At 62.9% G+C, this 22,014-nt stretch carries 21 protein-coding genes; 8 read left to right on the plus strand and 13 right to left on the minus strand.

What is annotated here, in order from left to right:
- Nucleotides 1–127 precede the first annotated feature (127 nt).
- The gene (locus tag CTATCC11996_RS00845; RefSeq protein ID WP_003071978.1) at nucleotides 128–2,215 is read left to right on the plus strand and encodes an acetoacetate--CoA ligase; all 2,088 of its coding nucleotides are present in this window, start codon (nucleotides 128–130) and stop codon (nucleotides 2,213–2,215) included.
- A 71-nt stretch (nucleotides 2,216–2,286) separates the two neighbouring features.
- Here the strand turns inward: CTATCC11996_RS00845 and CTATCC11996_RS00850 are convergent, their stop codons facing one another.
- Nucleotides 2,287–3,036 carry an enoyl-CoA hydratase/isomerase family protein gene (locus CTATCC11996_RS00850; protein WP_003071980.1) on the minus strand — a complete coding sequence of 250 codons (750 nt, stop codon included), beginning with the start codon at nucleotides 3,034–3,036 and terminating at the stop codon, nucleotides 2,287–2,289.
- A gap of 149 nt (nucleotides 3,037–3,185) precedes the next feature.
- Between CTATCC11996_RS00850 and minC the strand changes: the two genes are divergently transcribed.
- Genes minC through minE form a run of 3 tightly spaced genes read left to right on the plus strand, consistent with a single transcriptional unit; the run spans nucleotide 3,186 to nucleotide 5,063 of the window.
- Nucleotides 3,186–3,920 (plus strand): septum site-determining protein MinC, encoded by a 735-nt coding sequence (minC, locus tag CTATCC11996_RS00855; protein WP_003071982.1) that lies wholly within the window; start codon nucleotides 3,186–3,188, stop codon nucleotides 3,918–3,920.
- 58 nt (nucleotides 3,921–3,978) lie between these two features.
- Nucleotides 3,979–4,791: a septum site-determining protein MinD gene (gene minD, locus CTATCC11996_RS00860; protein ID WP_003069672.1), complete on the plus strand. Its 813-nt coding sequence runs from the start codon at nucleotides 3,979–3,981 to the stop codon at nucleotides 4,789–4,791.
- Between the two features lie 5 nt (nucleotides 4,792–4,796).
- Nucleotides 4,797–5,063 (plus strand): cell division topological specificity factor MinE, encoded by a 267-nt coding sequence (minE, locus tag CTATCC11996_RS00865; RefSeq protein WP_003071985.1) that lies wholly within the window; start codon nucleotides 4,797–4,799, stop codon nucleotides 5,061–5,063.
- Nucleotides 5,064–5,190: 127 nt separating this feature from the next.
- Here minE and gorA read toward each other — a convergent pair whose 3' ends face one another.
- The 6 genes from gorA to CTATCC11996_RS00895 form a co-directional block, all read right to left on the minus strand.
- The gene (gene gorA, locus CTATCC11996_RS00870; protein WP_003071986.1) at nucleotides 5,191–6,555 is read right to left on the minus strand and encodes a glutathione-disulfide reductase; all 1,365 of its coding nucleotides are present in this window, start codon (nucleotides 6,553–6,555) and stop codon (nucleotides 5,191–5,193) included.
- A 129-nt stretch (nucleotides 6,556–6,684) separates the two neighbouring features.
- Nucleotides 6,685–7,596: a TauD/TfdA dioxygenase family protein gene (locus tag CTATCC11996_RS00875; RefSeq protein ID WP_003071988.1), complete on the minus strand. Its 912-nt coding sequence runs from the start codon at nucleotides 7,594–7,596 to the stop codon at nucleotides 6,685–6,687.
- Nucleotides 7,597–7,727: 131 nt separating this feature from the next.
- Nucleotides 7,728–8,252: a flavin reductase family protein gene (locus tag CTATCC11996_RS00880; RefSeq protein WP_003071989.1), complete on the minus strand. Its 525-nt coding sequence runs from the start codon at nucleotides 8,250–8,252 to the stop codon at nucleotides 7,728–7,730.
- Between the two features lie 201 nt (nucleotides 8,253–8,453).
- Nucleotides 8,454–9,089, minus strand: a complete 636-nt coding sequence (locus CTATCC11996_RS00885) for a 3'-5' exonuclease (protein WP_003071992.1) — start codon at nucleotides 9,087–9,089, stop codon at nucleotides 8,454–8,456.
- A gap of 26 nt (nucleotides 9,090–9,115) precedes the next feature.
- Nucleotides 9,116–9,607, minus strand: a complete 492-nt coding sequence (hpaR, locus tag CTATCC11996_RS00890; protein ID WP_003071994.1) for a homoprotocatechuate degradation operon regulator HpaR — start codon at nucleotides 9,605–9,607, stop codon at nucleotides 9,116–9,118.
- A gap of 113 nt (nucleotides 9,608–9,720) precedes the next feature.
- The gene (locus CTATCC11996_RS00895) at nucleotides 9,721–11,097 is read right to left on the minus strand and encodes a D-amino acid dehydrogenase (RefSeq protein WP_003071996.1); all 1,377 of its coding nucleotides are present in this window, start codon (nucleotides 11,095–11,097) and stop codon (nucleotides 9,721–9,723) included.
- A 42-nt stretch (nucleotides 11,098–11,139) separates the two neighbouring features.
- On the opposite strand from CTATCC11996_RS00895, the gene CTATCC11996_RS00900 reads away from it, so the two are divergent.
- Entirely contained in the window at nucleotides 11,140–12,054 is a 915-nt protein-coding gene (locus tag CTATCC11996_RS00900; protein ID WP_003071998.1) for a LysR family transcriptional regulator ArgP, read from the plus strand.
- Nucleotides 12,055–12,215: 161 nt separating this feature from the next.
- On the opposite strand, the gene CTATCC11996_RS00905 is transcribed toward CTATCC11996_RS00900, so the two are convergent.
- The 3 genes from CTATCC11996_RS00905 to CTATCC11996_RS00915 are packed head-to-tail and all read right to left on the minus strand — an operon-like array spanning nucleotide 12,216 to nucleotide 14,540.
- Entirely contained in the window at nucleotides 12,216–12,638 is a 423-nt protein-coding gene (locus CTATCC11996_RS00905) for a universal stress protein (protein ID WP_003065214.1), read from the minus strand.
- Between the two features lie 29 nt (nucleotides 12,639–12,667).
- Entirely contained in the window at nucleotides 12,668–13,546 is an 879-nt protein-coding gene (locus CTATCC11996_RS00910; protein ID WP_003072000.1) for a metallophosphoesterase, read from the minus strand.
- A gap of 13 nt (nucleotides 13,547–13,559) precedes the next feature.
- Nucleotides 13,560–14,540, minus strand: a complete 981-nt coding sequence (locus CTATCC11996_RS00915) for a LysR family transcriptional regulator (protein WP_034348014.1) — start codon at nucleotides 14,538–14,540, stop codon at nucleotides 13,560–13,562.
- Nucleotides 14,541–14,675: 135 nt separating this feature from the next.
- On the opposite strand from CTATCC11996_RS00915, the gene CTATCC11996_RS00920 reads away from it, so the two are divergent.
- Nucleotides 14,676–15,104, plus strand: a complete 429-nt coding sequence (locus CTATCC11996_RS00920) for a hypothetical protein (RefSeq protein WP_003072004.1) — start codon at nucleotides 14,676–14,678, stop codon at nucleotides 15,102–15,104.
- 298 nt (nucleotides 15,105–15,402) lie between these two features.
- Here CTATCC11996_RS00920 and CTATCC11996_RS00925 read toward each other — a convergent pair whose 3' ends face one another.
- Together CTATCC11996_RS00925 and CTATCC11996_RS25840 are read right to left on the minus strand one after the other, a co-directional pair.
- Nucleotides 15,403–17,259 carry a phosphoenolpyruvate carboxykinase (GTP) gene (locus CTATCC11996_RS00925; RefSeq protein WP_003072005.1) on the minus strand — a complete coding sequence of 619 codons (1,857 nt, stop codon included), beginning with the start codon at nucleotides 17,257–17,259 and terminating at the stop codon, nucleotides 15,403–15,405.
- Between the two features lie 334 nt (nucleotides 17,260–17,593).
- Nucleotides 17,594–17,731, minus strand: coding sequence for a hypothetical protein (locus tag CTATCC11996_RS25840; RefSeq protein WP_003059912.1), 138 nt, complete (start codon nucleotides 17,729–17,731; stop codon nucleotides 17,594–17,596).
- Between the two features lie 304 nt (nucleotides 17,732–18,035).
- Between CTATCC11996_RS25840 and CTATCC11996_RS00930 the strand changes: the two genes are divergently transcribed.
- Entirely contained in the window at nucleotides 18,036–18,806 is a 771-nt protein-coding gene (locus CTATCC11996_RS00930; protein ID WP_003065227.1) for a slipin family protein, read from the plus strand.
- Between the two features lie 21 nt (nucleotides 18,807–18,827).
- Here the strand turns inward: CTATCC11996_RS00930 and CTATCC11996_RS00935 are convergent, their stop codons facing one another.
- Nucleotides 18,828–20,027 (minus strand): threonine ammonia-lyase, encoded by a 1,200-nt coding sequence (locus tag CTATCC11996_RS00935; RefSeq protein ID WP_003072008.1) that lies wholly within the window; start codon nucleotides 20,025–20,027, stop codon nucleotides 18,828–18,830.
- A gap of 304 nt (nucleotides 20,028–20,331) precedes the next feature.
- On the opposite strand from CTATCC11996_RS00935, the gene boxC reads away from it, so the two are divergent.
- Nucleotides 20,332–21,990 carry a 2,3-epoxybenzoyl-CoA dihydrolase gene (boxC, locus tag CTATCC11996_RS00940; protein ID WP_003072009.1) on the plus strand — a complete coding sequence of 553 codons (1,659 nt, stop codon included), beginning with the start codon at nucleotides 20,332–20,334 and terminating at the stop codon, nucleotides 21,988–21,990.
- The last annotated feature ends 24 nt before the right edge of the window (nucleotides 21,991–22,014 follow it).

The raw sequence follows: 22,014 nt of genomic DNA on the forward strand, positions 1-22,014 counted from the left end.
GGCATGCGCCGTTGACGGTGTAGACAGGCCCTGATTATCGGTTTGACCGCGCATCCGTGCTGCACAGGTGACATCTGCGGGGGCCACCACCAATGACTTGCACGGACTGCAGCGCTAGGCTGAGGCCATGTCCTGTGCCTCCCCAAACACCGCCCCCTATATTCCCCAGATCCGGCTGTACCAGAACTGGCTGCGTGAAACGCGCGGCCTGAGCTTCGCCGACTACGACGCGCTGTGGCGCTGGTCGACCAGCGATCTCGATGCCTTTTGGCAAAGCATCTGGGATTACTTCGACCTGCAGTCGCCCACGCCGCACAGCGCGGTGCTGGCCAGCAACACCATGCCCGGCGCTCAGTGGTTCCCGGGCGCGCAGGTGAACTATGTGCAGCAGGTGCTGCGGCATGTCCAGCCGGCCCATGCCGCCGGCATGCCGGCCGTCATCAGCCGCAACGAGCAGGGCCTGCAGCGCGAGCTGAGCTGGCCCGAGCTGCAGCGCCAGGTGGCGGCCCTGGCCCTGCACCTGCGCGCGCAGGGCGTCGCCAAGGGCGACCGCGTCGCGGCCTATCTGCCCAATATTCCCGAGGCCATGGTCGCCTTTCTGGCCTGTGCCAGCCTGGGCGCCATCTGGAGCATCTGCGCACCCGACATGGGCACCCATGCCGTGCTCGACCGCTTCAAGCAGATAGCGCCCAAGGCGCTGATCGCCGTGGACGGCGTGCATTACGCTGGCAAGGACATAGACCGCCGCGAGGTCCTGCAGGAGCTGCGCCGAGGCCTGCCCAGCGTGCAGCACGTGGTGCTGGTGCCCAATCTGGATACCTCGATAAAGATAGCTGACACTGCAGACTACACCAGCGTTACAGCGAGAAATGATGCAGATACCGCTGCCTTTGAGCCCGAATGGCTGGCGTTCGACCATCCGCTGTGGATCGTCTACTCCAGCGGCACCACCGGCCTGCCCAAGCCCATAGTCCACGGTCATGGCGGCATGGTGCTGGTGGCCCTGCAACTCAAGGGTCTGCACAACGACATCGGCTGCAGCTACGAGCCCAACAGCTGGGGCGAGCGCTACCACTGGTACAGCTCCACGGGCTGGGTGATGTGGAATGCCCAGGTCTCGGGCCTGCTGGGCGGCACAACCTGCGTGATCTTTGACGGCAGCCCCGGCGGCAGCAAGGACAAGCCCGACTGGGGCACGCTGTGGCGCTTCGCGGCCGAGACCGGCGTGACCAGCTTTGGCTCAGGCGCGGCCTTCTACGCCAACTGCATGAAGGCCGGTGTCGACCTGACCGCCTGCGGTGATCTGTCACGCATACGCGGGCTGGGCAGCACGGGCTCGCCGCTGTCTGCCGAAGTGCAGCAATGGGGTTCCGACCAATTCGAGAAACTGGGCCGCGCCAATATTTGGTGGAACAACCTGTCTGGAGGGACAGATTTTGCTGGTGCCTTCATCGGCGGCAACCGCGATCTGCCGCTGGTGCCCGGCGTCATGCAATGCCGCCAGCTGGGCGCGGCCGTCGAAGCCTGGAACGAAGAGGGCCAGCCCGTGATGGACGAGGTCGGCGAGCTGGTCTGCACCCAGCCCATTCCCTCCATGCCGCTGTTCCTGTGGGGGGACACGGACGGGAAAAGATACCTGTCCAGCTATTTCGACATGTATCCCGCCGGTCATGGCCGCCAACCCGGCGGCGGCGACGGCCCGCAAGAGATGGGGCCGGTCTGGCGCCATGGCGACTGGATCAAGCTGCTCGGCGAGGGCGGCTGCATCATCTACGGCCGCAGCGACGCCACCATCAACCGCCACGGCCTGCGCATGGGCACCAGCGAGATCTACAGCGCCGTAGAGGCCCTGCCCGAGGTGCTGGACAGCATGGTGGTGGACCTCGAATATCTGGGCAAGGACAGCTATATGCCGCTGTTTGTCGCCCTGCGACCCGGCGTGGAGCTGGATGCGGCCCTGCGCGAGCGCATCAACAAGGCCATCCGCTCGGCGCTGTCGCCCCGCTTTGTGCCCGACGATATCTTCGCCGTGGCCGAGATACCGCGCACGCTCAGCGGCAAGAAGCAGGAGCTGCCCATCAAGAAGCTGCTGCTGGGCCAGCCCCTGGCCAAGGTGGTCAACAAGGACGCCATGGCCAACCCCGGCTGCCTGGACTGGTATGAGGGCTTTGCCAGGGAATACCTGGCCAGGGCCGAAGCAGGCGCGGTGTCCTGACGCGGCAGGCGCGGAGCAAGGGCCTGGGCGGCCCCACCGCTTTGCAAAGAAATGCCGTCCCTTCTTGGGGCTCAGTGCCCCTGAAAGCGGGCGGCTCTTTTTTCGCGCCAGGCCGCACCGCCTTCCTTCAGATCGGCCGACTCGATGGTGGCCTGCACGGCGGCATCGATGGCGGCCCTGTCATGCACGCCGCGAGCAATGGCGTTGAGGTGTTTCTTCATGCCCAGCAGCGCCAGCGGCGCCATGCCGGCCAACGTAGTCTGCAGCTGCACCACGTGCTCGCAGATATCGGTGCCGTCCACCAGATCGGTCAGAAAGCCGCAGTCCTTCATGGCCTGGGCCTGCAGCTTCTCGCAGCTCAGGAACAGGCGCTTGGCCGTATCCAGGCCCAGGCGGGTCACATAGCGCTCCAGGCCCGAGCGGTAAAAATGCAGGCCCAGCCGCGCGGCAGGCATGAACATCTGGCTGTTGCCCCCACCGACGCGGAAATCGCAGGCCAGCGCCATATCGGTGGCGCCGCCAAACACGCCGCCCTGAATCGCGGCGATGGTCACGGGGCGGCAGTTCTCGATGGCGTCCACCATTTCACCGAAGGAGCTGCCCTCGTTCTGGCTGTTGGCAATCTCGCCAATGTCATAACCGCTGCAGAAATGCTTACCCACCGCCTGCAGCGTCAGCACCAGCACCGCAGGGCTGGCGTTGACCTCATCGATCTGGCGGCGCAGCACGATCAGGTCTTCGGGCAGCAGTTTGTTGGCAACTTCGGGGCGGCGCAAGGTGATGCTGGCACAGGCGCCCTGGATCAAAAGCTCTGGAGACATGACTGTATTTTCATCCAGACCAGCACAAACAGAGGCCTCTGAGGTGCATCAAGTGTTGCAGTGCAAACACTCGGTGACCATATCTTTTGCCGGTAGGCAGGTACACTTTGTCGTCCTCATAGAGCACCTGATGTGCGCTGATCCCATCCATGTCTGTTGAATCGACCGGCGCCGAGCGCCCCAGCTTTGACCTCAAGAGCGCACAACTGCCGGTGCTTTCCGTGGTACTTCGCAGCACCGACATGCAGGCGCTGGCCCAGGATCTGGCCCGCCGTCTTGCCGACGACCCGGATTTCTTCGACAACGACCCCGTGCTGATCGATCTCAGCCAGGTGCGCGAAGCAGAGGAAGAAATCGACTTCCCGGCCCTGATCGAGGCCCTGCGCAACCACCGCACCGTGCCGGTTGCCGTGCGCAGCGGCAGCGAGGCCCAGATGGAAGCAGCCAAGGCCCTGGGTCTGAGTGCAGCCCCCGATGCCATGCCGACGCGCCGCGCCGAGCCCCAAGTCCACGAAATCATTCGCGAAGTGGAGGTCGAGGTGCCTGCTCCGCTGGCCGATGCCGTCATCGTGGATAGGCCGTTGCGCTCGGGCCAGCGCGTCTATGCCAAAGGCACCGACATTGTGGTTCTGGACATGGTCAGCTATGGTGCCGAGGTGATTGCAGACGGCAACGTCCATGTCTATGCGCCTCTGCGCGGCCGCGCCGTAGCCGGGGCCAGCGGCAATACCAGCGCAAGAATTTTTAGCACTTGCATGGAGGCGCAACTGCTTTCCATCGCAGGTATCTACCGCACAATTGAAACCGATCTCCCCAAAGAAGTCGCCGGCAAAGCAGCCAAGGTGCGCCTGGAGGGAGAAAGCATCGTTATCGAGCCGGTATGAGAGACACACCGGACACCCTATCAACCTGCCCCATTTGTCTTAAAGGAATCGTGCAAACATGGCCAAAATCGTCGTCGTGACCTCCGGCAAAGGCGGTGTCGGCAAGACCACCACCAGCGCCAGCTTCGCATCCGGCCTCGCACTGCGCGGCCACAAGACCGCAGTGATTGACTTCGATGTGGGTCTGCGCAATCTCGATCTGATCATGGGCTGCGAACGCCGCGTGGTCTATGACCTCATCAATGTCATCCAGGGCGAAGCCAATCTGAACCAGGCCCTGATCAAGGACAAGCAGTGCGAGAACCTGTTCGTGCTGGCCGCCTCGCAGACCCGAGACAAGGAAGCCCTCACGCAGGAAGGCGTGAAGAAGGTGCTGGACGACCTGTCCGCCATGGACTTCGAGTTCATCATCTGCGACTCGCCCGCCGGCATTGAAAGCGGTGCGCTGATGGCCATGCACTACGCCGAAGAGGCCCTGGTGGTGACCAACCCCGAAGTCTCTTCAGTGCGTGACTCCGACCGTATTTTGGGCATGCTCAGCTCCAAGACTGAGCGTGCGGTCAAGGGCGAGCGCATCAAGGAGCATCTGCTGATCACGCGCTACAACCCCAATCGCGTCGAAGACGGCCAGATGCTGTCGCTGGAGGACATCCAGGACATTCTGCGCATCGAGCTGATCGGCGTGATCCCCGAATCCGAAACCGTGCTCCAGGCCTCCAACCAGGGCATTCCCGCCGTGCACATGCAGGGCACGGATGTGGCCGAGGCCTATCAGGATGTGGTGGCACGCTTTCTGGGCGAAGAAAAACCCATGCGCTTTACCGAAGCCGTCAAACCCGGTTTCTTCAAGCGCATGTTTGGCGGGAGGTAAGCCTTATGTCCATGTTGTCGTTTCTGCTCGGGGAGAAGAAGAAGTCCGCTTCGGTCGCCAAGGAGCGTCTGCAGATCATTCTCGCGCGCGAGCGCGTGGGCGGCGAAAGCGGCAAGCCCGACTATCTTCCGGCCCTGCAAAAAGAGCTGATGGCCGTGATTTCCAAGTATGTGGACATCAACCCCAATGACATCAAGGTACAGCTGGAGCGCCAGGAAAACCTTGAGGTTCTGGAAGTCAAGATCGAGCTGCCGGACGCCGCGCGCGGCTGATGCCGACTCACTCTCTCAAGCGTATGCATGACGCTTGATGGATAAGAAATGGGCCTGAATAGGCCCATTTTTCATTGCGGTGTCGCCCTGCGCGCCCCGCAGTACGAACTGCGCGGAGTGTCGTTTCTTATTCGCGCACCGGCTCCCGCATGGTCACCAGCTCCTCGGCCACGGTCGGGTGTATGCCTATGGTCGAATCGAACTGCTGCTTGGTCGCGCCGCATTGCAGCGCCACTGCAAAGCCCTGCATCAGTTCGCCCGCACCCTCGCCCACCATATGCACGCCGCGCACGCGCTGGTCGGCCGTGGAGACGATGAGCTTGAGGAAGACATTCTCGGGCTCGGCCCCCATGCGGTTGGTCAGCGGCCTGAAGCCGGACTGGAAAACCTGCACCGCACCGAAGCGCTCGCGCGCCACCTCCTCTGACAGGCCCACGGTGCCCACCTGCGGATGGGAAAACACCGCCGTCGGCACCAGCTCGTAGTCGGGAGCGCTCTTGCCGCCCTGGCCGAACAGGTGATGGGCGAGCACTGTCCCCTCGGCCAGCGCCACGGGCGTCAGAGCCATGCGATCGACCACATCGCCCACGGCATGGATGGATGGCACATTGCTGCAGAAATGCTGATCCACCTCGATGGCGCCCTTGTCGTTGACCTTGACGCCCGCAGCCTCCAGCCCCAGCCCTTGGATCAGGGGCACGCGACCCGTGGCATACATCACGCAGTCCACGACCAGTTGCTCGCCGCTCTTGAGCTGCAGATGCAGGCCGTCCGCCTGCTTGTCAATGGCCTGAATTTCATCCTCCCAACGGAAGTTCACGCCCAACTGGGCCATCTCCTGGCCCAGATGCAGACCCAGGTCTGCATCAAAGCCGCGCAGCAGCTGCTGGCGGCGGTGCAGCAGGGTCGTCTCGGCGCCCAGACCGTTGAAGATGGAGGCGAACTCCACGGCGATATAGCCTCCGCCCACGACCACCACCCGCCTGGGCAGATGCGGCAGATGGAAGGCCTCGTCAGAGCTGATGGCATGCTCCACACCAGGAATATCGGGCAGGCTGGGCGTTCCGCCCGTTGCAATCAGGATATGGCGGGCATGGATGGTCTGGCCGTTCACCAGCACGCTGTGCGGCCCCGAGAGCGCCGCACGGCCGTGGATAAGGGTAATGCCTGCGCCGGCCAGCATGCGGCCGTAGACGCCGTTCAGGCGCTCGATTTCCCGGTCCTTGTTGGCAATCAGCGTGGGCCAGTCGAACTGGGGATGCTCCAGCTGCCAGCCAAAGCCCCGGGCCTCCTCGGCCAGCTGGCTGAAATGCGCGGCATGGCTGAGCAGCTTCTTGGGGATGCAGCCCACGTTGACGCAGGTGCCGCCCAGTTGGGCAGCTTCCACCACAGCCACACGGGCCCCCAGACCGGCTGCCACACGGCTGGCGCGCACGCCGCCCGAGCCACCGCCTATGACCAGAAAGTCGTAATCAAAGTCTTGTTGCTGCATGTTCTGTCTCGCTGTTTGGGAGGTTCAAAGCAGATGCTTGCTGCTTTGAACTCTACAAGACAAGACTGCCGCAGGTGGTTTAACGCAGCGTTAAACCACCTGCACGACCCAGTTTGATTGGCGGGCGGCTCAGAAAGGTTTGTCGCCCATGACCGTGGCGCGGTGCATGCGGCGCACGGCCGGGAAATAGTCCTGAATCGCGTAATGCTGGGTGGAGCGGTTGTCCCACATGGCGATGGTGTTGGGCTCCCAGCGCAGACGCATCTGGTATTCCAGAATCGCGGGCTGGCGCAGCAGATAGTTCATCAGATCCTGTTGCTGGGCATGAATTTCGTTGGCCGAGCGGAAGCTGGCAAAGTTCGAGCTGAAGTTGGCGAAATGCGTGACGAAGGTCTCGTTGACGTAGAGAATCTTCTGCCCGCTTTCGGGGTGGGTGCGCACCACCGGGTGCACCACGGGCGGGTATTTGCCGCGGGCCTGGGCCTGCTCTGCAGGCGTCATGCGCGCACCGAACGAGGGCAGGATGTCATGCACGGCGTACAGGCCGGCAATCTGCTGCTTGCGCGCCTCGGGCAGCTGCTCGTAGGCCTGCTCCATATTGATCCAGACCGTGTCGCCGCCGACCTCGGGGCACTCCACGCAGCGCAGCACCGAGGCCATGGAAGGCGTCTCGCGCCAGGAGACATCGGTGTGATAGACGTTCTCGGTGCCAGGAATCTTGCTGTTGCCGCCGAGAAGCACCAGCTCGGCATGGTCGGGGTGATGGGGAAATACCGGATGAAGCTCCAGCTCGCCGAAGCAGCGCGCAAACGCCACATGCTGGGCAGGCGTGATGTTCTGCTCGCGAAACACCAGCACCTTGTGCGCCACCAGCGCCTGGCGCAGCTCGCGCGTCTGCTCCTCGCTCATGGGCTGGCGCAGGTCTATGCCCGAAACCTCCACGCCTATGGCGGGAGAGATGCGCCTGAACTCGATCCCCGTGCTGCTTGCCGCGGCCACCTTGCGCTGGGTATGGGCCGGCCTGTCTTCGCAATCGATCATGATGTGTCTCCAAAGCGTTACAACCACTGTCCTCGGGCCTGACACAGCAGGCCTGGGGGCAATCTAGGGCGGGCCTTGGAGATCGGTATCGTTCAAGCCGACTAGGTAGGGTTCCCAGTCGGCCGCCGGCACTACCTGACGAAGCCGTGGGCGTGCATATGGCCCGAGTGGTAGAGCAGCGGTGCGCGGTCGGTATGGTGCTCGCAGCGATCCACCTCGCCAATGAAGAGCAGATGATCGCCCTCCTCATGCTGGCGCAGATTGCGGCATTCGAAGACGGCGCTGCAGCCCTCCAGCAGCGGCACACCATGCTCGGAGTCATGATGCGGCGTATGGCTGAAACGGTCCGCACCCTTGCGTGCAAACAGCTCGGCCAGCGGCTTTTGCGAAGCCGCCAGCACATGGATCGCGTAATGCGTGCAGTGACGGAACACGGGCAGTGAGTTGGCCTTCAGACCCAGGCTCCAGAGCACCAGCGAGGGTGCCAGCGACAGTGCGTTGAAGGAGCTGACCGTGGAGCCCACCGCATGGCCCTCTGCACTGCGCGCCGTGATGATGGTCACGCCGGTGGCAAATTGCCCCAGCGCATCGCGAAATTCGCGCTGCGAGAAAGGCAAGGCCGAACGCAAGACGGAGGTAGGCAAGGCGGAGTTCACGAAATTCAGAGCTCAAGTCAGCGACCACAACGGTGCGCCACGGTTCAAGATCAGCAGATCCAAAGAGCATCTGCAGGACTTGATCAATTATCAACTTGAACCTTGCCGGTCACAATCCGTAAGGGCTTAAGGCCAGAATAATCAATTTTGATAGCTTCTTGCGCAGGAATACAAAGGCCTGCAGGCCAAAATCTATCAATACTAGATCTGAGCTGCCAGCAGCGTTTGACCGGCCTGCTGCGCCAGCCAGCTGCCGGCCTTGGCCTTGCTGCAGCGTTGCAGCTGCATCAGCAGCTCGTGCTCGGGCCAGGGCAGGGCATGGCGCTCGCACAGGTCCTGCTGCATGCGCGCCAGCAGGGCTGCCGCCATCTCGGCATCGGCCAGCGCCCGGTGGGCGCGCCCCGTGGAGGGCAGTTGCAGATAGCGCGCCAGATTGCCCAGGCTGTGGCTGGGCGCCTGCGGGTAGATGCGGCGCGACAGCAGCACGGTGCAGGCAAAAAGCTGGGGGGCGGCTTCGCCCGCCAGCGCCAGCTCGGCCTGCCAGAACTTGCTGTCGAACGATGCGTTGTGGGCCACCATGGGTGCAGCGCCCACAAAGCGGGCCGCGTCACGCATCACCTCGGCGGCGGGCGGCGCCGTGCGCAGCATCGCGTTGGTGATGCCGGTGAGTTCGGTGATGAAGGGCGAGACCCAGGCCCCGGTCTGCATCAGGCTCTGGAAACGGTCCACCACGCGGCCCTGCTCCAGCAGCACGATGGCCACCTCGGTGGCCCTGGCGCCCTGGGCGGGCGTCATGCCCGTGGTTTCAAAGTCGATGACGGCAATCGCAGCACTCATGACTGCATTGTGCCGTGACCAGAGCCTCAGTCCTGGCCCAGCTCGTCTTCGCCGGGCAGACCCAGGCTTTGCACCACATGCTCGAGGATGCGGAACAGCTGCTCGCTCTCGGCGCTGCCCAGTTGCTCCTCGATCTCGGTGTAGATGGTTTCGAAGTGCGGCACGATCTGCGCCACCATCTCCTGGCCGGCAGGCGTGAGAGCAAACTCGGAGCCCCGCAGGTCGGCCACATGGCGGCCGCGCTTGATGAGCAGGCGCCCTTCCAGCGTCTTGAGCAGGCGCGAGAGGCTGGGCATGCTGATGAAGGTCAGCTGCGACAGCTCCATGGGACGCAGGCGCCTGTCGGCCACCCACATGGTGCGCAGCACGCGCCATTGCTGCTCGGTCAGGCCGTGCGCACGCAGCGAGGGACGAAAGCGCACCATGACCGCCTCGCGGGCCTTGAGCAAAGCCATGGGCAATGAGCGCGCAAAGGAACGTGAGGTTTCAAGGGCAGGAGTGATGTCGTGCTGGATCATGGCATGGACGAGTTGCTGGCGTGATTGTATGTAAGAGCCCCACGCAGCGATACCGTCAATCCGGGCAAAAGAGTCAGCCAGCCCGTACTCGTCCTGCAGTCCTATGCCCTGTCTCAGGCAGACGCAATCCGCGCGCCGCGAGCGACCTCGAGTGCCGGCTCATCCCAGAACCGGAAATCCAGCGCCGGGCGCTCGCCGCTCATCAGCGCCGCCATGGCCTTGCCCGAACCCGCACCATGCGTCCAGCCCAGGGTGCCATGTCCGGCATTGACCCAGATGCCTTTTGCCTGCGTGGCCCCGATGCAGGGAATATTGCTGGGCGTGGCGGGCCGCAGACCGCACCAGAACTGCGGATCGCCGCCCTGCTCGGGCAGGCGCGTGTCGCAGACGCCGGGCATCAGCTCCTCCACGCGCCTGACCAGCATCTCGCAGCGCGCCCTGGCCGTGGGTGTGTCCAGACTCAGATCGAAGCCACCGAGCTCTATGGTGCCGGCCACACGCAGGCGGTTTCCCAAACGGCTCATGGCGACCTTGCGGCTGTCGTCGATGGTGGAGACGACGGGAGCTTTTTCGGGCCGCAGCAGCGGCAAGGTAGCGCTATAGCCCTTGCCCGGATAGATGGGAACCTTCACACCCAGAGGCCCCAGCAGCAGCGGTGTGTATGAGCCGCAGGCGACCACCACGCCATCCGCGCTCATCATGCGCCGAGCGCCATCGCTGCCGTCGCGAATCTGCACCCGGGCAGGCCTGCCCCGGCGCGCCGGCTGCAGGCCCAGAATGTCGTGGCCGTAGAGGAACTGCACACCGGCCTGGGCACAGAGACCGGCCAGCTTTTCGGTGAACAGACGCGCATCACCGGACTCGTCGGTGGCGGTGAACGTGCCACCCGCAATCTGCGCCGCATAGGGCGTGAATGCGGGCTCGATGGCCAGCAGCTCGTCGCGGCTGACCAGACGGCGCTGCACGCCGTATTGCCGCATCAGCTCCACGCCTTCGGCGGCCTCGGCAAACGCCTGCGGACTGCTGTAGAAATGGGCAATGCCGCGCTCCAGCCGCTCGAACTCGATACCGGTCTTCTGGACCATGTCCTTGAGCGCCACATGACTGTAGGCGCCCAGGGCCACGATCTGCTGCACATTGCGCGCGAACGCCCGGTCATTGCACTGGGCCAGGAACTGCAGGCCCCAGCGCCATTGGGCAGGATCGAGCTGCGGCCTAAACAGCAGCGGCGCCTGTTTGTCGAACATCCATTTGAGCGCCTTCCAGGGCGCCTGGCGATTGGCCCAGGGCTCGCAGTAGCTGACCGAGATCTGTCCGCCATTGGCATAGCTGGTCTCCAGGGCCGGACCGCTCTGGCGGTCCACCACGGTGACTTGATGACCGCGCTCGCGCAGATGCCAGGCGGTGCTGATGCCGATGATGCCGGCGCCCAGGACGATGATGTTCATGCAGCCAGTGTCTGCACTCTTGCAGGCAAACAAAAGCAGCATTAAATTTTCAGCAGTTTCATCAGAAATGCTAATGGAATTGCCATGAGTTCCTGGGACCCTGTTGCGCTGGAATGCCTGGCCGCCATCGTGGAGGAAGGCGGCTTCGAGCGCGCGGCGCAAAAGCTGCACATCACCCAGTCGGCCGTGTCCCAGCGCCTGCGGGCGCTGGAGGCGCAGGTGGGTTCGGTGCTGGTGGAGCGCACGCGCCCCGTCAAGCCCACCAGCGCCGGGCGGCTGCTGCTCAAACATGCCAAACAGCTACGCCTGCTGCGCGCCGATCTCGCGCATGAGCTGCAGGAGCTGGCACCGCAGACCGGGCAGAGTCTGGCTGGAGAAATCGTCTCCATCGCCATCAATGCCGACAGCATTGCCACCTGGGCCATGACGGCTCTGGACGAGCTGGTGAAGAGCGGCCTGCCGCTGGAGGTGGTGGTTGACGACCAGGACTTCACGCAGGAGCTGCTGCGATCGGGCCAGGTCATGGGCTGCGTCACCACGCTGAGTCAGGCCATGCGCGGCTGCACGGTGCAGCCCCTGGGCGCCATGCGCTATGTGGCCGTGGCCTCGGCCGAGTTTGCGCGGCAAAGACTGCCGCAGGGGCTGACGCGCAAGAACTTCAACCAGCTGCCCTATCTGTCCTTCAACCGCAAGGACGATATGCAGGCCGAGTTCGTGGCGCGTTGCCTGGGTCTGCGCAATGTGTCGCTGCAGCATCAGATTCTGCTGCCCAGCTGCGAGGCGCAGGTGCGCGCCGTGCGTGCCGGCTGGGGCGTGGGCGTGCTGCCGCAGCTGCTGGTGCAGCCCGCACTGGATGCCGGTGAGCTGATCGACGTGGCAGCAGGCCATGTGCTGTCCATCGCGCTGTTCTGGCATTGCTGGAATCTGGAGTCACGCGTGCTGGCCCGTGTCAGCCAGGCCTTGCTGGGTAAGGCCCGGCAAGTGCTGCAAGCTGTTTGATGCTGACAAGAAAAAAGGCCGTGCTTTGCAGCGCGGCCTTGAGAGCTTGATGTCAAACGGAGGTACTTTGGTTTTTGTAGCTGTGGACGCTCATCCATCCTTGATTTGAAGCTGATTTATGCCTGATATGTATGCATACCAAGCGTAAGCAGCTATGAAAATCAGCGAATCAACAGCACGGGGATGGTGCAGCCCGCCAGCACCTGCGAGCTGACCGAGCCCATGACCAGACGGCCCAGCGCACCGTGGCCGTGCGTGCCCATGGCGATCAGGTCGAACTTGCCGTCCTGGGCAGCATGGATGATGGTGTCGGCAATGGGGCCGACCTTGGCGATGCTCTGCGCCTCGACGCCACGCCCCTTCAGGAACTCCAGCACGGGCTGCAGGATCTTGGCGGATTCTTCGTCGTAGTACTGCTCCACCACTTCCTTGCCCAGCGCAGCGCGTGCACGAGGCGGCAGCAGCGGCTGCACGGTGATGATGGTGTACTCGTGGCCCGTGCCCAGCATCTCCTGATGCGAGGTCAGATAGGCCAGCATTTTCTGGGTATAGGCACTTCCGTCCACAGCGAGCAAGATCTTCATACCAATTTCTCCTTGTTGATGTCCCAAGCCTAAGGGCTGGGGACAGTCAGCATCTTGACTTGGCTCAAGTCAATTGTCGATGCCGGCAGAAAGTCCTCCTGCTCTCCCTTGCGGGCATAACCAAGAGGATTGGCCACCACACGGCATTGCCATTCGCTGCCGTCCTCGCGCTGGCCGCGCGCGATGTAGTCGCTGGCGCAATGCAGATGGCCGTGCAGCCAGAGCTGGGCATGGGGCAGAAAGTCGTCCATCACATTGCAGAAACCGGCCGTACCGGGCACCAGACCGTAGCGCGGATCGGCACTGCGCAGGCTGGGCGCAAAGTGGGTCACGGCCACCGTGGGTCCGTCAAAAGGCTGCTGCAGCGCGACGCGCAGCCAGTCCTGGCAAAGCAGGCTTTCCTCGCGCATGGGCGCGGCCAGAAACGGCTCGCCCTGGCGACTGCCGCCGGTCTTTTGGAGATAGAAATTGGCGGCGCGAAAGGCCTTCTCGCGCAGCTTGTGCAAGCGCGTGGCATCGCTCACGCCTTCATGCATGGCCATGGCGTCGAAGTCGCTCCACAGCGTGGTGCCGATGAAACGCACCCCGTCCATGACCACGGTTTCACGGTCGAGCCAGATCAGGCCCAGCCTGTCGCACACACGCTGCAGACGCAGCCGTGCCTCATCGAAGTCCTGCATGTCGTATTCGTGATTGCCGGGCACGAACAGCACGGGTGTGGGCCAGGCCGCGTATTGCGGCAGCGGCGAGAAACGCTCCAGCCCGAAGTTCTCGCCGTCGACCTGGGTGCTGCTCTGGTAGGAGCCGATGTCGCCGGCCAGCACCAGCACATCGGCGCCCGCGGCTGGCTGGGCCACGAATTGGGGGTGGACTTCGAGGTGCAGGTCGGACAGCAGCTGGATCTTCATGTGGCTAGTTTAGTCAACCATGGTGAGTGACCTGGGCCGAACCGTTGGCAAAGGTGATCTCAGCCGAGCGCGTCAGCGTTTTCAGCAGCCAGTCATAGGCCTGCGGATGCGGGCCGCGCCGACGCCACAGTGCATCCACATGCACGGGCGTGACATCGAAGGGCAGATCGCGCAGCTCCAGCTGCTCGCTCATGCCGGTCACGGGCACAAAATGGCGCGGCAGGATGGTCAGCAGATCGGAGTTGATCACCACGCGCGCCGCGGTGAAGAACTGGTTGACGGTGAGCACCACTTCGCGCGAGCGCCCCAGCGAGGCCAGGGCCTCGTCGATGAAGCCGAAGGAGCGGCCCGAGAAGCTGACCAGCATATGGCGTGCCGCGCAATAGTTGTCCAGCGTCAGCGGAACATGCGCCAGCGGATGGCCTTTGCGCATCACGCACAGGTACTCGCCCTCATACAGACGACGGCTGTCAAACGCCACCAGACCGCCAGCCTGGGCACGCGCCGTCAGATCGGCCAGCACGGCGGGGAAATAGCCCACGGCCATATCGGCCTCGCCATCATCGAGCAAGGACCTTGGATCGCGCGTGGTCAGCGGCAGCAGGCGTATGCCCAGACCCGGAGCCTCGCGCGCCAGAATCGGGTACAGCGGCGGAATCAGCGTGGCAGCCGTGGCGTCGGCCATGGCGATCACGAATGTGGTGGCGGCCGTCTCGGGATCGAACTCATCGGGAGCCAGAGCGCCCTCCAGATGCTGCAGGGCCTCGCGTATCACCGGCCACAGGGCCTGGGCACGCGGCGTGGGCTCCACGCCCTGTCCCTGGCGCACCAGCAACTCGTCGCCCAGGACCTCGCGCAGCCGACGCATGGCATTGCTGACCGCAGGCTGGGTGATGCTGAGCTTGTGCGCCGCGCGCGTGAGGCTGCGCTCGGACATGACCTCGTCGAAGACGCGCAGCAGATTGAGATCCAGAGAACGAAAGTTCAAAGACATGGCATCACCCAATACATCACTGCTGTGAATGCTACAGATTCAAAATATAAATTTGAACACACCTAGGGTAATCCCTATAGTTACACCTATTCCCCGGGCAATTCGCCAAAAGCGTGGGTCAAAGGGTTAACTGCCATGAGCAACTTTATTTACAACTCCTACTGTGTCGAGCACCCTGGTGTGGTGCGTATCTATCAAGCCAGCGATGAACGCATGGCCGCCATTGCCGCCGAGCACGAGGCGCAATCCCAGTCCAGGTCGTACTGGATGGTGCTGGCCGTAGTGCTGGCAGCCCTGGCCGCCGGCGTCTTCCAGGCTACCGAGACCTGGAGCGACGGTCATATGATGGCTGCCTGGATGGTCCTGTGGGCCATGGCTTTCGCCAGCATCGCCCTGTTCTCCCAGCCCGCCCGCCGCGCCATCAATCTGGTGCGCACCGGCTACCGCGCCTGGGTCAAGAGCCGCCAGCAAGCTGCTGCCGATGAACGCGTCTGGAACGCTGCGCTGCAAGATGCCCGCCTGATGGCCGACCTGGCCCGCGCGATGGATCGCCAGAGCCGCTGAGCGCCCGGACCGCTTCCCGAAAAAGCCGCTGCCCACAAGGCCAGCGGCTTTTTGCATGGGGGAATAGAGTCACACAAGCCTCTATCCCAGATTCAGAAAGCGCTTATAGCTACAAAAATAAAAGCAAATAAAAAGCCCTGATGAAAAAAATCAGCAGGGCTTTTTTAATGTGCACAGTCTCGGTCAGGGACACCGCGCAAGGGCCACCCCGCCGCGCTGGTGTCGTCCCCCTCCCATAGCGCGTAGAGAGAGGGGCGCCCGGCTAGGGGGAAGCCGCGCAGCGGCTCAGGGGGGAGAATCAAGCGCTCAAGCGCTTTTCCAGCTCAGCCTTGGTATCCAGCATGGCCTTGGGCAGGTTGTAGGCCAGCTTGTCGAAATGCTCGCCGTGCAGCTTCATTTCCTCGGCCCAGGCAGCCTTGTCGATATTGGTCACGCTGTCGAACTGGGCAGCGTTGAAGTCCAGGCCGTTCCAGTTGATTTCAGCGTACTGGGGCGCAATGCCAAAGGCGGTTTCCTGACCTTGAGCCTGGCCTTCCAGACGGTCGATCATCCACTTCAGCACGCGCATGTTTTCGCCGTAGCCGGGCCAGACGAACTTGCCTTCGGCGTTCTTGCGGAACCAGTTGGTGGTGAAGATCTTGGGCAGGGTTGCGCCCTGGCCTTCGATCTTGGCGCCCAGGTCCAGCCAGTGCTGGAAATAGTCGCTCATGTTGTAGCCGGCAAAGGGCAGCATGGCGAAGGGGTCGCGGCGAACCACGCCTTGCGCGCCAAAGGCGGCGGCGGTGGTCTCGGAGCCCATGGTCGCAGCCATGTACACGCCTTCGGTCCAGTCGCGTGCTTCGGTCACCAGAGGCACGGTGGTGGAGCGGCGGCCGCCGAAGATGATGGCATCGATCTTCACGCCAGCGGGGTCGTCCCAGGCTTCGTCCAGCGCGGGGTTGTTGGTGGCAGCCACGGTGAAGCGGGCATTGGGGTGAGCGGCCTTGGCACCGGTTTCCTTGGCGATCTGGGGCGTCCAGTCCTTGCCTTGCCAGTCGATCAGGTGATCAGGCAGCTTGCCCTCATCCTTTTCCATGCCTTCCCACCACACGTCGCCGTCATCGGTCAGGGCCACATTGGTGAAGATCACGTTCTTGTCCAGGCTCAACATGCAGTTCGGGTTCGTGAGCATATTGGTGCCGGGAGCCACGCCGAAGTAACCGGCTTCGGGGTTGATGGCGCGCAGCGAGCCGTCGGCCTGGGGCTTGATCCAGGCGATGTCGTCACCGATGGTCGTGACCTTCCAGCCGTCGAAGGCCTTGGGCGGCACCAGCATGGAGAAATTGGTCTTGCCGCAGGCCGAGGGGAAGGCCGCAGCCACGTGGTACTTCTTGCCTTCGGGGTTGGTGACGCCCAGGATCAGCATGTGTTCGGCCAGCCAGCCCTGGTCGCGGCCCATGGTGGAGGCGATACGCAGCGCAAAGCACTTCTTGCCCAGCAGCGCGTTGCCGCCGTAGCCCGAGCCGTAAGACCAGATTTCGCGGGTTTCGGGATAGTGAACGATGTACTTGGTCTTGCTGCAAGGCCAGGTGGTTTCGTCCTTCTGACCTGCGGCCAGAGGTGCGCCGATGGTGTGCACGCAGGGCACGAACTCGCCGCTGGTGCCGATCACGTCATACACGGCCTTGCCCATGCGGGTCATGATCTTCATGTTGACGGCCACATAGGGACTATCGGACAGCTCGATGCCCACGTGGGCAATGGGCGAACCCAGCGGGCCCATGGAGAAGGGCACCACGTACATGGTGCGGCCAGCCATGCAGCCGTCAAACAGCGGGTTCAGCGTGGCACGCATTTCCGCAGGTTCCATCCAGTTGTTGGTGGGGCCTGCGTCTTCCTTCTTGGCGGAGCAGATATATGTGCGGTCTTCCACGCGGGCCACGTCCGAAGGATCGGTCCAGGCCAGGAATGAGCCGGGGCGCTTGGCCAGGGGCTTGAAGGTGCCGGCGTCCACCAGCTGCTGGCACAGCGCGTCATATTCGGCTTGCGAGCCGTCGCACCAGTGGATCTGGGCGGGCTTGCACAGTGCGGCCATTTCGGCAACCCAGGCAATGAGCTTGGGATTCTTGACGTAGTCGGGAGCCTGGATGTTCAGGCTTTGCACAGCGGCGTTCATGGGGGAAGTCCTTCAATTAAAAAACCAATTTTTCAAAGAAGCATCCTCTGCAGTCCCTACCGGCTGCGTCTTTGAAAAAAGGCTTTTGAAGGTGTCTCGCTTGCTTTCCCTAGCGCTTGTTGGCGCCTGAAATCCGTCTGAAATAGTCAAAACAACCTTGTTTTGAATAGCAGCGGGAGATCGATTTTAGGTAGGAGCCTTGAATTTGTCAGCAAATCACTGGCAATATCTATGCATTCTGCGCATCAAAGTATGCACTTAACCTTCATTCATAACCTGTACAGACGTAAAAAAACCCCGCGTCGCGGGGTTGGGCTCGAGAAGGTTGGAATGCCTAGGCCATGTTCACGGCGATAAAGGCCAGCAGGAACATCATCACGGCGCCAGCGGCGGGAATGATGATGGGGATATAGGGCACAACGGCTTCGGCCGCATCCTGTGCCTCGTGGTTCACTGCGGAATCATCTGACATGTGATCAATGCTCCTCCTGAAAGCAGGCGGTGAAACAAGCAAGCTCTGCAGCCATTCTAGGCATAGCCCTGGCGACATGGCTCAGGGAAAGCCATAGCCGCTCTTGGCGCTCAGACCCGCATCTCATGCGCCGCCAATGGAGAGCAGCACTTCTTCGATGTCGACCATGCGCAGACAAGTTCGCACTCGGAGTGCAACAGCATATGCTGGGCTTGCGGACGACCCGGCGCCGATTGCGAAATCGATGTGCACTGTTCCGCGTCAGATCGCAGCGCCGAAGTCCCTCGCTGAAAGGATGGCTTCCATGGTTAGCGCTTCTTTCTTGTTCTGGCTGATCCTGCTGATGCTGGTGATTGGCCTGGGGACGGCGTCGATCCGGATTTTTCGCGAATATGAGCGCGGCGTGGTATTCACGCTGGGTCGCTTCTGGAAGGTCAAGGGGCCGGGACTGATCTTCATCATTCCCGCCATTCAGCAGGTGGTACGGGTGGATCTGCGCACCGTGGTCCTGGAGGTCCCGGCGCAGGATGTGATCTCGCGCGACAACGTCTCGGTCAAGGTCAATGCCGTGATCTATCTGCGCGTGGTGGATGCGGAAAAGGCGGTGATCCAGGTGGTCAATTATCTGGAGGCCACCAGTCAGCTCGCGCAAACCATGCTGCGCTCCGTACTGGGTAAGCATCAGCTCGACGAAATGCTGGCAGAGCGCGAATCGCTGAACCTGGACATCCAGCAGGCGCTGGATGCGCAAACCGACACCTGGGGCATCAAGGTCTCGAACGTGGAGATCAAGCAGGTCGATCTGACCGAGTCCATGATCCGGGCGATCGCGCGCCAGGCCGAGGCCGAGCGCGAACGCCGCGCCAAGGTGATTCACGCCGAAGGCGAGTTGCAGGCTTCGGAAAAACTGTCTCAGGCAGCAAAAGTTCTGGCGCAGGAGCCTCAGGCCATCTTGCTGCGCTACCTGGAGACGCTGACCGTGATCGGCGCGGACAGGAACACCACCGTGGTGTTCCCCTTGCCCATGGACCTGGTGACCCCGCTGATCAAGAAGATCACGCCCCTGCAGGCCTGAGCAAGGCCTGTGGCTCAAGCCTCACACCAGGGCCGCCTCCATGCCTGCGCGGCGCAGTTGCTCCAGCACCTCGCTCACATGGGTGTGGCCGCGTGTCTGCAGCACGAACTCGATCTCCACATTCTGCGCAGCCAGCATGGTGAAGGCGCGCTGGTGATGGACTTCCTCGATATTCGCGCCAGCTCCGGCTACCGTCGCCGTGATCTGGGCCAGCACGCCTGGCACGTCGCGCGCGCTGACACGCACACGCGCCAGACGACCGGAGCGCACCATGCCGCGCTCGATGATGGCAGCCAGCAGCATGGGGTCGATATTGCCGCCCGACAGCACCAGACCTATTTTGCGGCCCTTGAAGCGAGCGGGATAGCGCAGCAAGGCCGCCAGGCCCGCCGCCCCCGCACCTTCGACCAAGGTCTTCTCGATCTCCAGCAGCATGAGCACGGCCTGCTCGATATCTCCTTCGTCCACCAGCAGCAAGTCGTCCACGCAGCGCTGCACCACCTCCTGGGTGATGACGCCGGGCTGGGTCACCGCAATGCCTTCGGCAATCGTCGATGTACCCATGGGCAGATCGGTGTGGCGCAGTGCGTTGACCATGGAGGGAAAGCGCTGAGTCTGCACACCCACGATTTCGATCTCGGGCTTGATGGCCTTGGCCGCCGTGGCAATGCCCGCAATCAGACCACCGCCGCCAATGGCAATGACCAGCGCATCCAGATCGGGCTGTGCCTGCAGGATTTCCAGCGCCAGCGTGCCCTGGCCGGCGGCGATCGCCTCGTCGTCATAGGGATGGACAAAGGTCAGTTGCTGCTCCTGCGCCAGCTGATAGGCATGGGCTCGCGCCTCGGCCAAGGTGTCGCCATGCAGCACCACCTCGGCACCGAAGCCGCGCGTGCGCTCCACCTTCACGCCGGGCGTGAAGCGCGGCATGACGATGACGGCACGCAGACCCAGGCGTTGCGCGTGATAGGCCACGCCCTGGGCATGGTTGCCCGCACTCATGGCGACCACGCCGCGTGCGCGCTCGGCATCGCTGAGCATGAGCAGCTTGTTGAGCGCGCCACGCTCCTTGAAGGATGCAGTGAACTGCAGGTTCTCGAACTTGAGATAGACCTGCGCCCCCGTGATCTGCGAGAGCGTGCGTGATTCCACAAAAGGGGTTTGAAGGACGGCGCCATTCAGGCGCGCAGCGGCGGCTTGGATATCTGCAAAGGTCAGCATGGTGGATCCATTTTGCAAGCAGCTCATCACCCCGCGCCAGTGCTGGGTTTGCGAATCGAGGGCATCCGGATCACTTGCTCAGTAATTGCTAGCTACTCGTCCTTTCCTAGCAAGGAAATAGCCGTCAAAACACTTCTAATCCGGCGCCGTTCTGCAAACTGTGAGCATCTAAGGATTTCCCTTGGTTTCAGCAAAACATGCAACATAGTGCCTAAATCGACGTGCTTTTTTTCGATGAATCTGCATAATTGTGCCAACACCGAGTCAGTAACTGCACTATCTTTCATCTCAGCAGGAGCCGAGCATGCAGCAGCAAACCAACGTCGATTACCGCACCGAGCCCAGCCAGTACCGGCACTGGTCGTTTGAAGTGGATGGCAATATCGCCCGGCTCAAGCTGGACATTGCCGAGGACGGCGGCATACGCCCCGGCTACAAGCTCAAGCTCAACAGCTATGACCTGGGCGTGGACGTGGAACTGCACGATGCGCTCAACCGCATCCGCTTCGAACACCCGCAGGTGCGCTCCGTGATCGTCACCAGCGGCAAGGAACGCATCTTCTGCTCGGGCGCGAACATCTTCATGCTCGGAGTCTCGTCCCACGCCTGGAAGGTGAACTTCTGCAAGTTCACCAACGAGACGCGCAACGGCATGGAGGACAGCTCCCGGCACGACGGACTCAAGTTCGTTGCCGCTGTCAACGGGGCCTGCGCAGGCGGCGGCTACGAGCTGGCTCTGGCCTGCGATGACATCGTGCTGATCGACGACCGCTCTTCTTCCGTGTCACTGCCCGAGGTCCCGCTGCTGGGCGTGCTGCCCGGCACCGGCGGGCTGACGCGCGTGACCGACAAGCGCCATGTGCGTCACGACCTGGCCGACATCTTCTGCACCAGCGTGGAAGGCGTGCGCGGCCAGCGCGCCGTGGACTGGCGGCTGGTGGACGCGATTGCCAAGCCCGCGCAGTTTGCCGAGGTGGTGCAGCAACGTGCCATGGCGCTGGGCGAGGGCAGCCCGCGCCCGGCTTCCGCACAGGGCATACAGCTCGCCAGGCTGCAGCGCGAGCAAAGCCCGGAGGGCCTGCACTATCGCCACGTCAGCGTGCAGATCGATCGCAGCAAGCGCAGCGCCACCATCACGGTCAAGGCCCCCAGGGGTGAACAGCCCGGCAGTATTGAAGCCATTGAAAACGCAGGTGCTGCCTGGTGGCCGCTGGCCATGGGCCGCGAGCTGGACGACGCCATCTTGCATCTGCGCACCAACGAGCTCGATGTGGGCACCTGGATTCTCAGGACCGAAGGCGATGCGCGCGCCGTGCTGGCTGCAGACCAGTCTCTGATGGCGCACAAGGATCACTGGCTGGTGCAGCAAACCCTGGGCTTGCTGCGCCGCACCTTTGCACGCCTCGATGTGTCGTCGCGCTCGCTGTTCGCCTTGATCGAGCCTGGCTCCTGCTTTGCCGGCATGCTGGCCGAGCTGGTCTTCTGCGCCGACCGCGCCTATATGCTGGTGCTGCCCGACGAGCCCGAGCGTGAGCCCGTGATCGAGCTCGATGAATTCAACTTCGGCCTGCTGCCGCTGGTCAACGATCAAAGCCGTCTGCAGCGTCGCTTCTATGAGGAGTCCGAGCCCCTGGAAGCCGCGCGCGCTGCCGTGGGCAAGCCGCTCAACGGCGATGCGGCGCAGCAGCTCGGACTGGTCACCGCCGCGCTTGACGATATCGACTGGGAAGACGAGATCCGCATCGCCATGGAAGAGCGCGCCGCGATGTCGCCCGATGCGCTCACGGGTCTGGAAGCGAACCTGCGGTTTGCCAGCCAGGAAAACATGGTCACACGCATCTTCGGACGCCTGTCCGCCTGGCAGAACTGGATCTTCAACCGCCCCAACGCGGTCGGAGAAAAAGGGGCCTTGAAGCTCTACGGCACCGGACAGAAAGCCGGCTTCGATTTCAACCGGGTATGAGGAAACTCCCCCTGAGCGGCTATG

Origin of the sequence: Comamonas testosteroni ATCC 11996 (assembly GCF_000241525.1) — a bacterium.
Taxonomy (GTDB): Bacteria; Pseudomonadota; Gammaproteobacteria; order Burkholderiales; family Burkholderiaceae_C; genus Comamonas; species Comamonas testosteroni.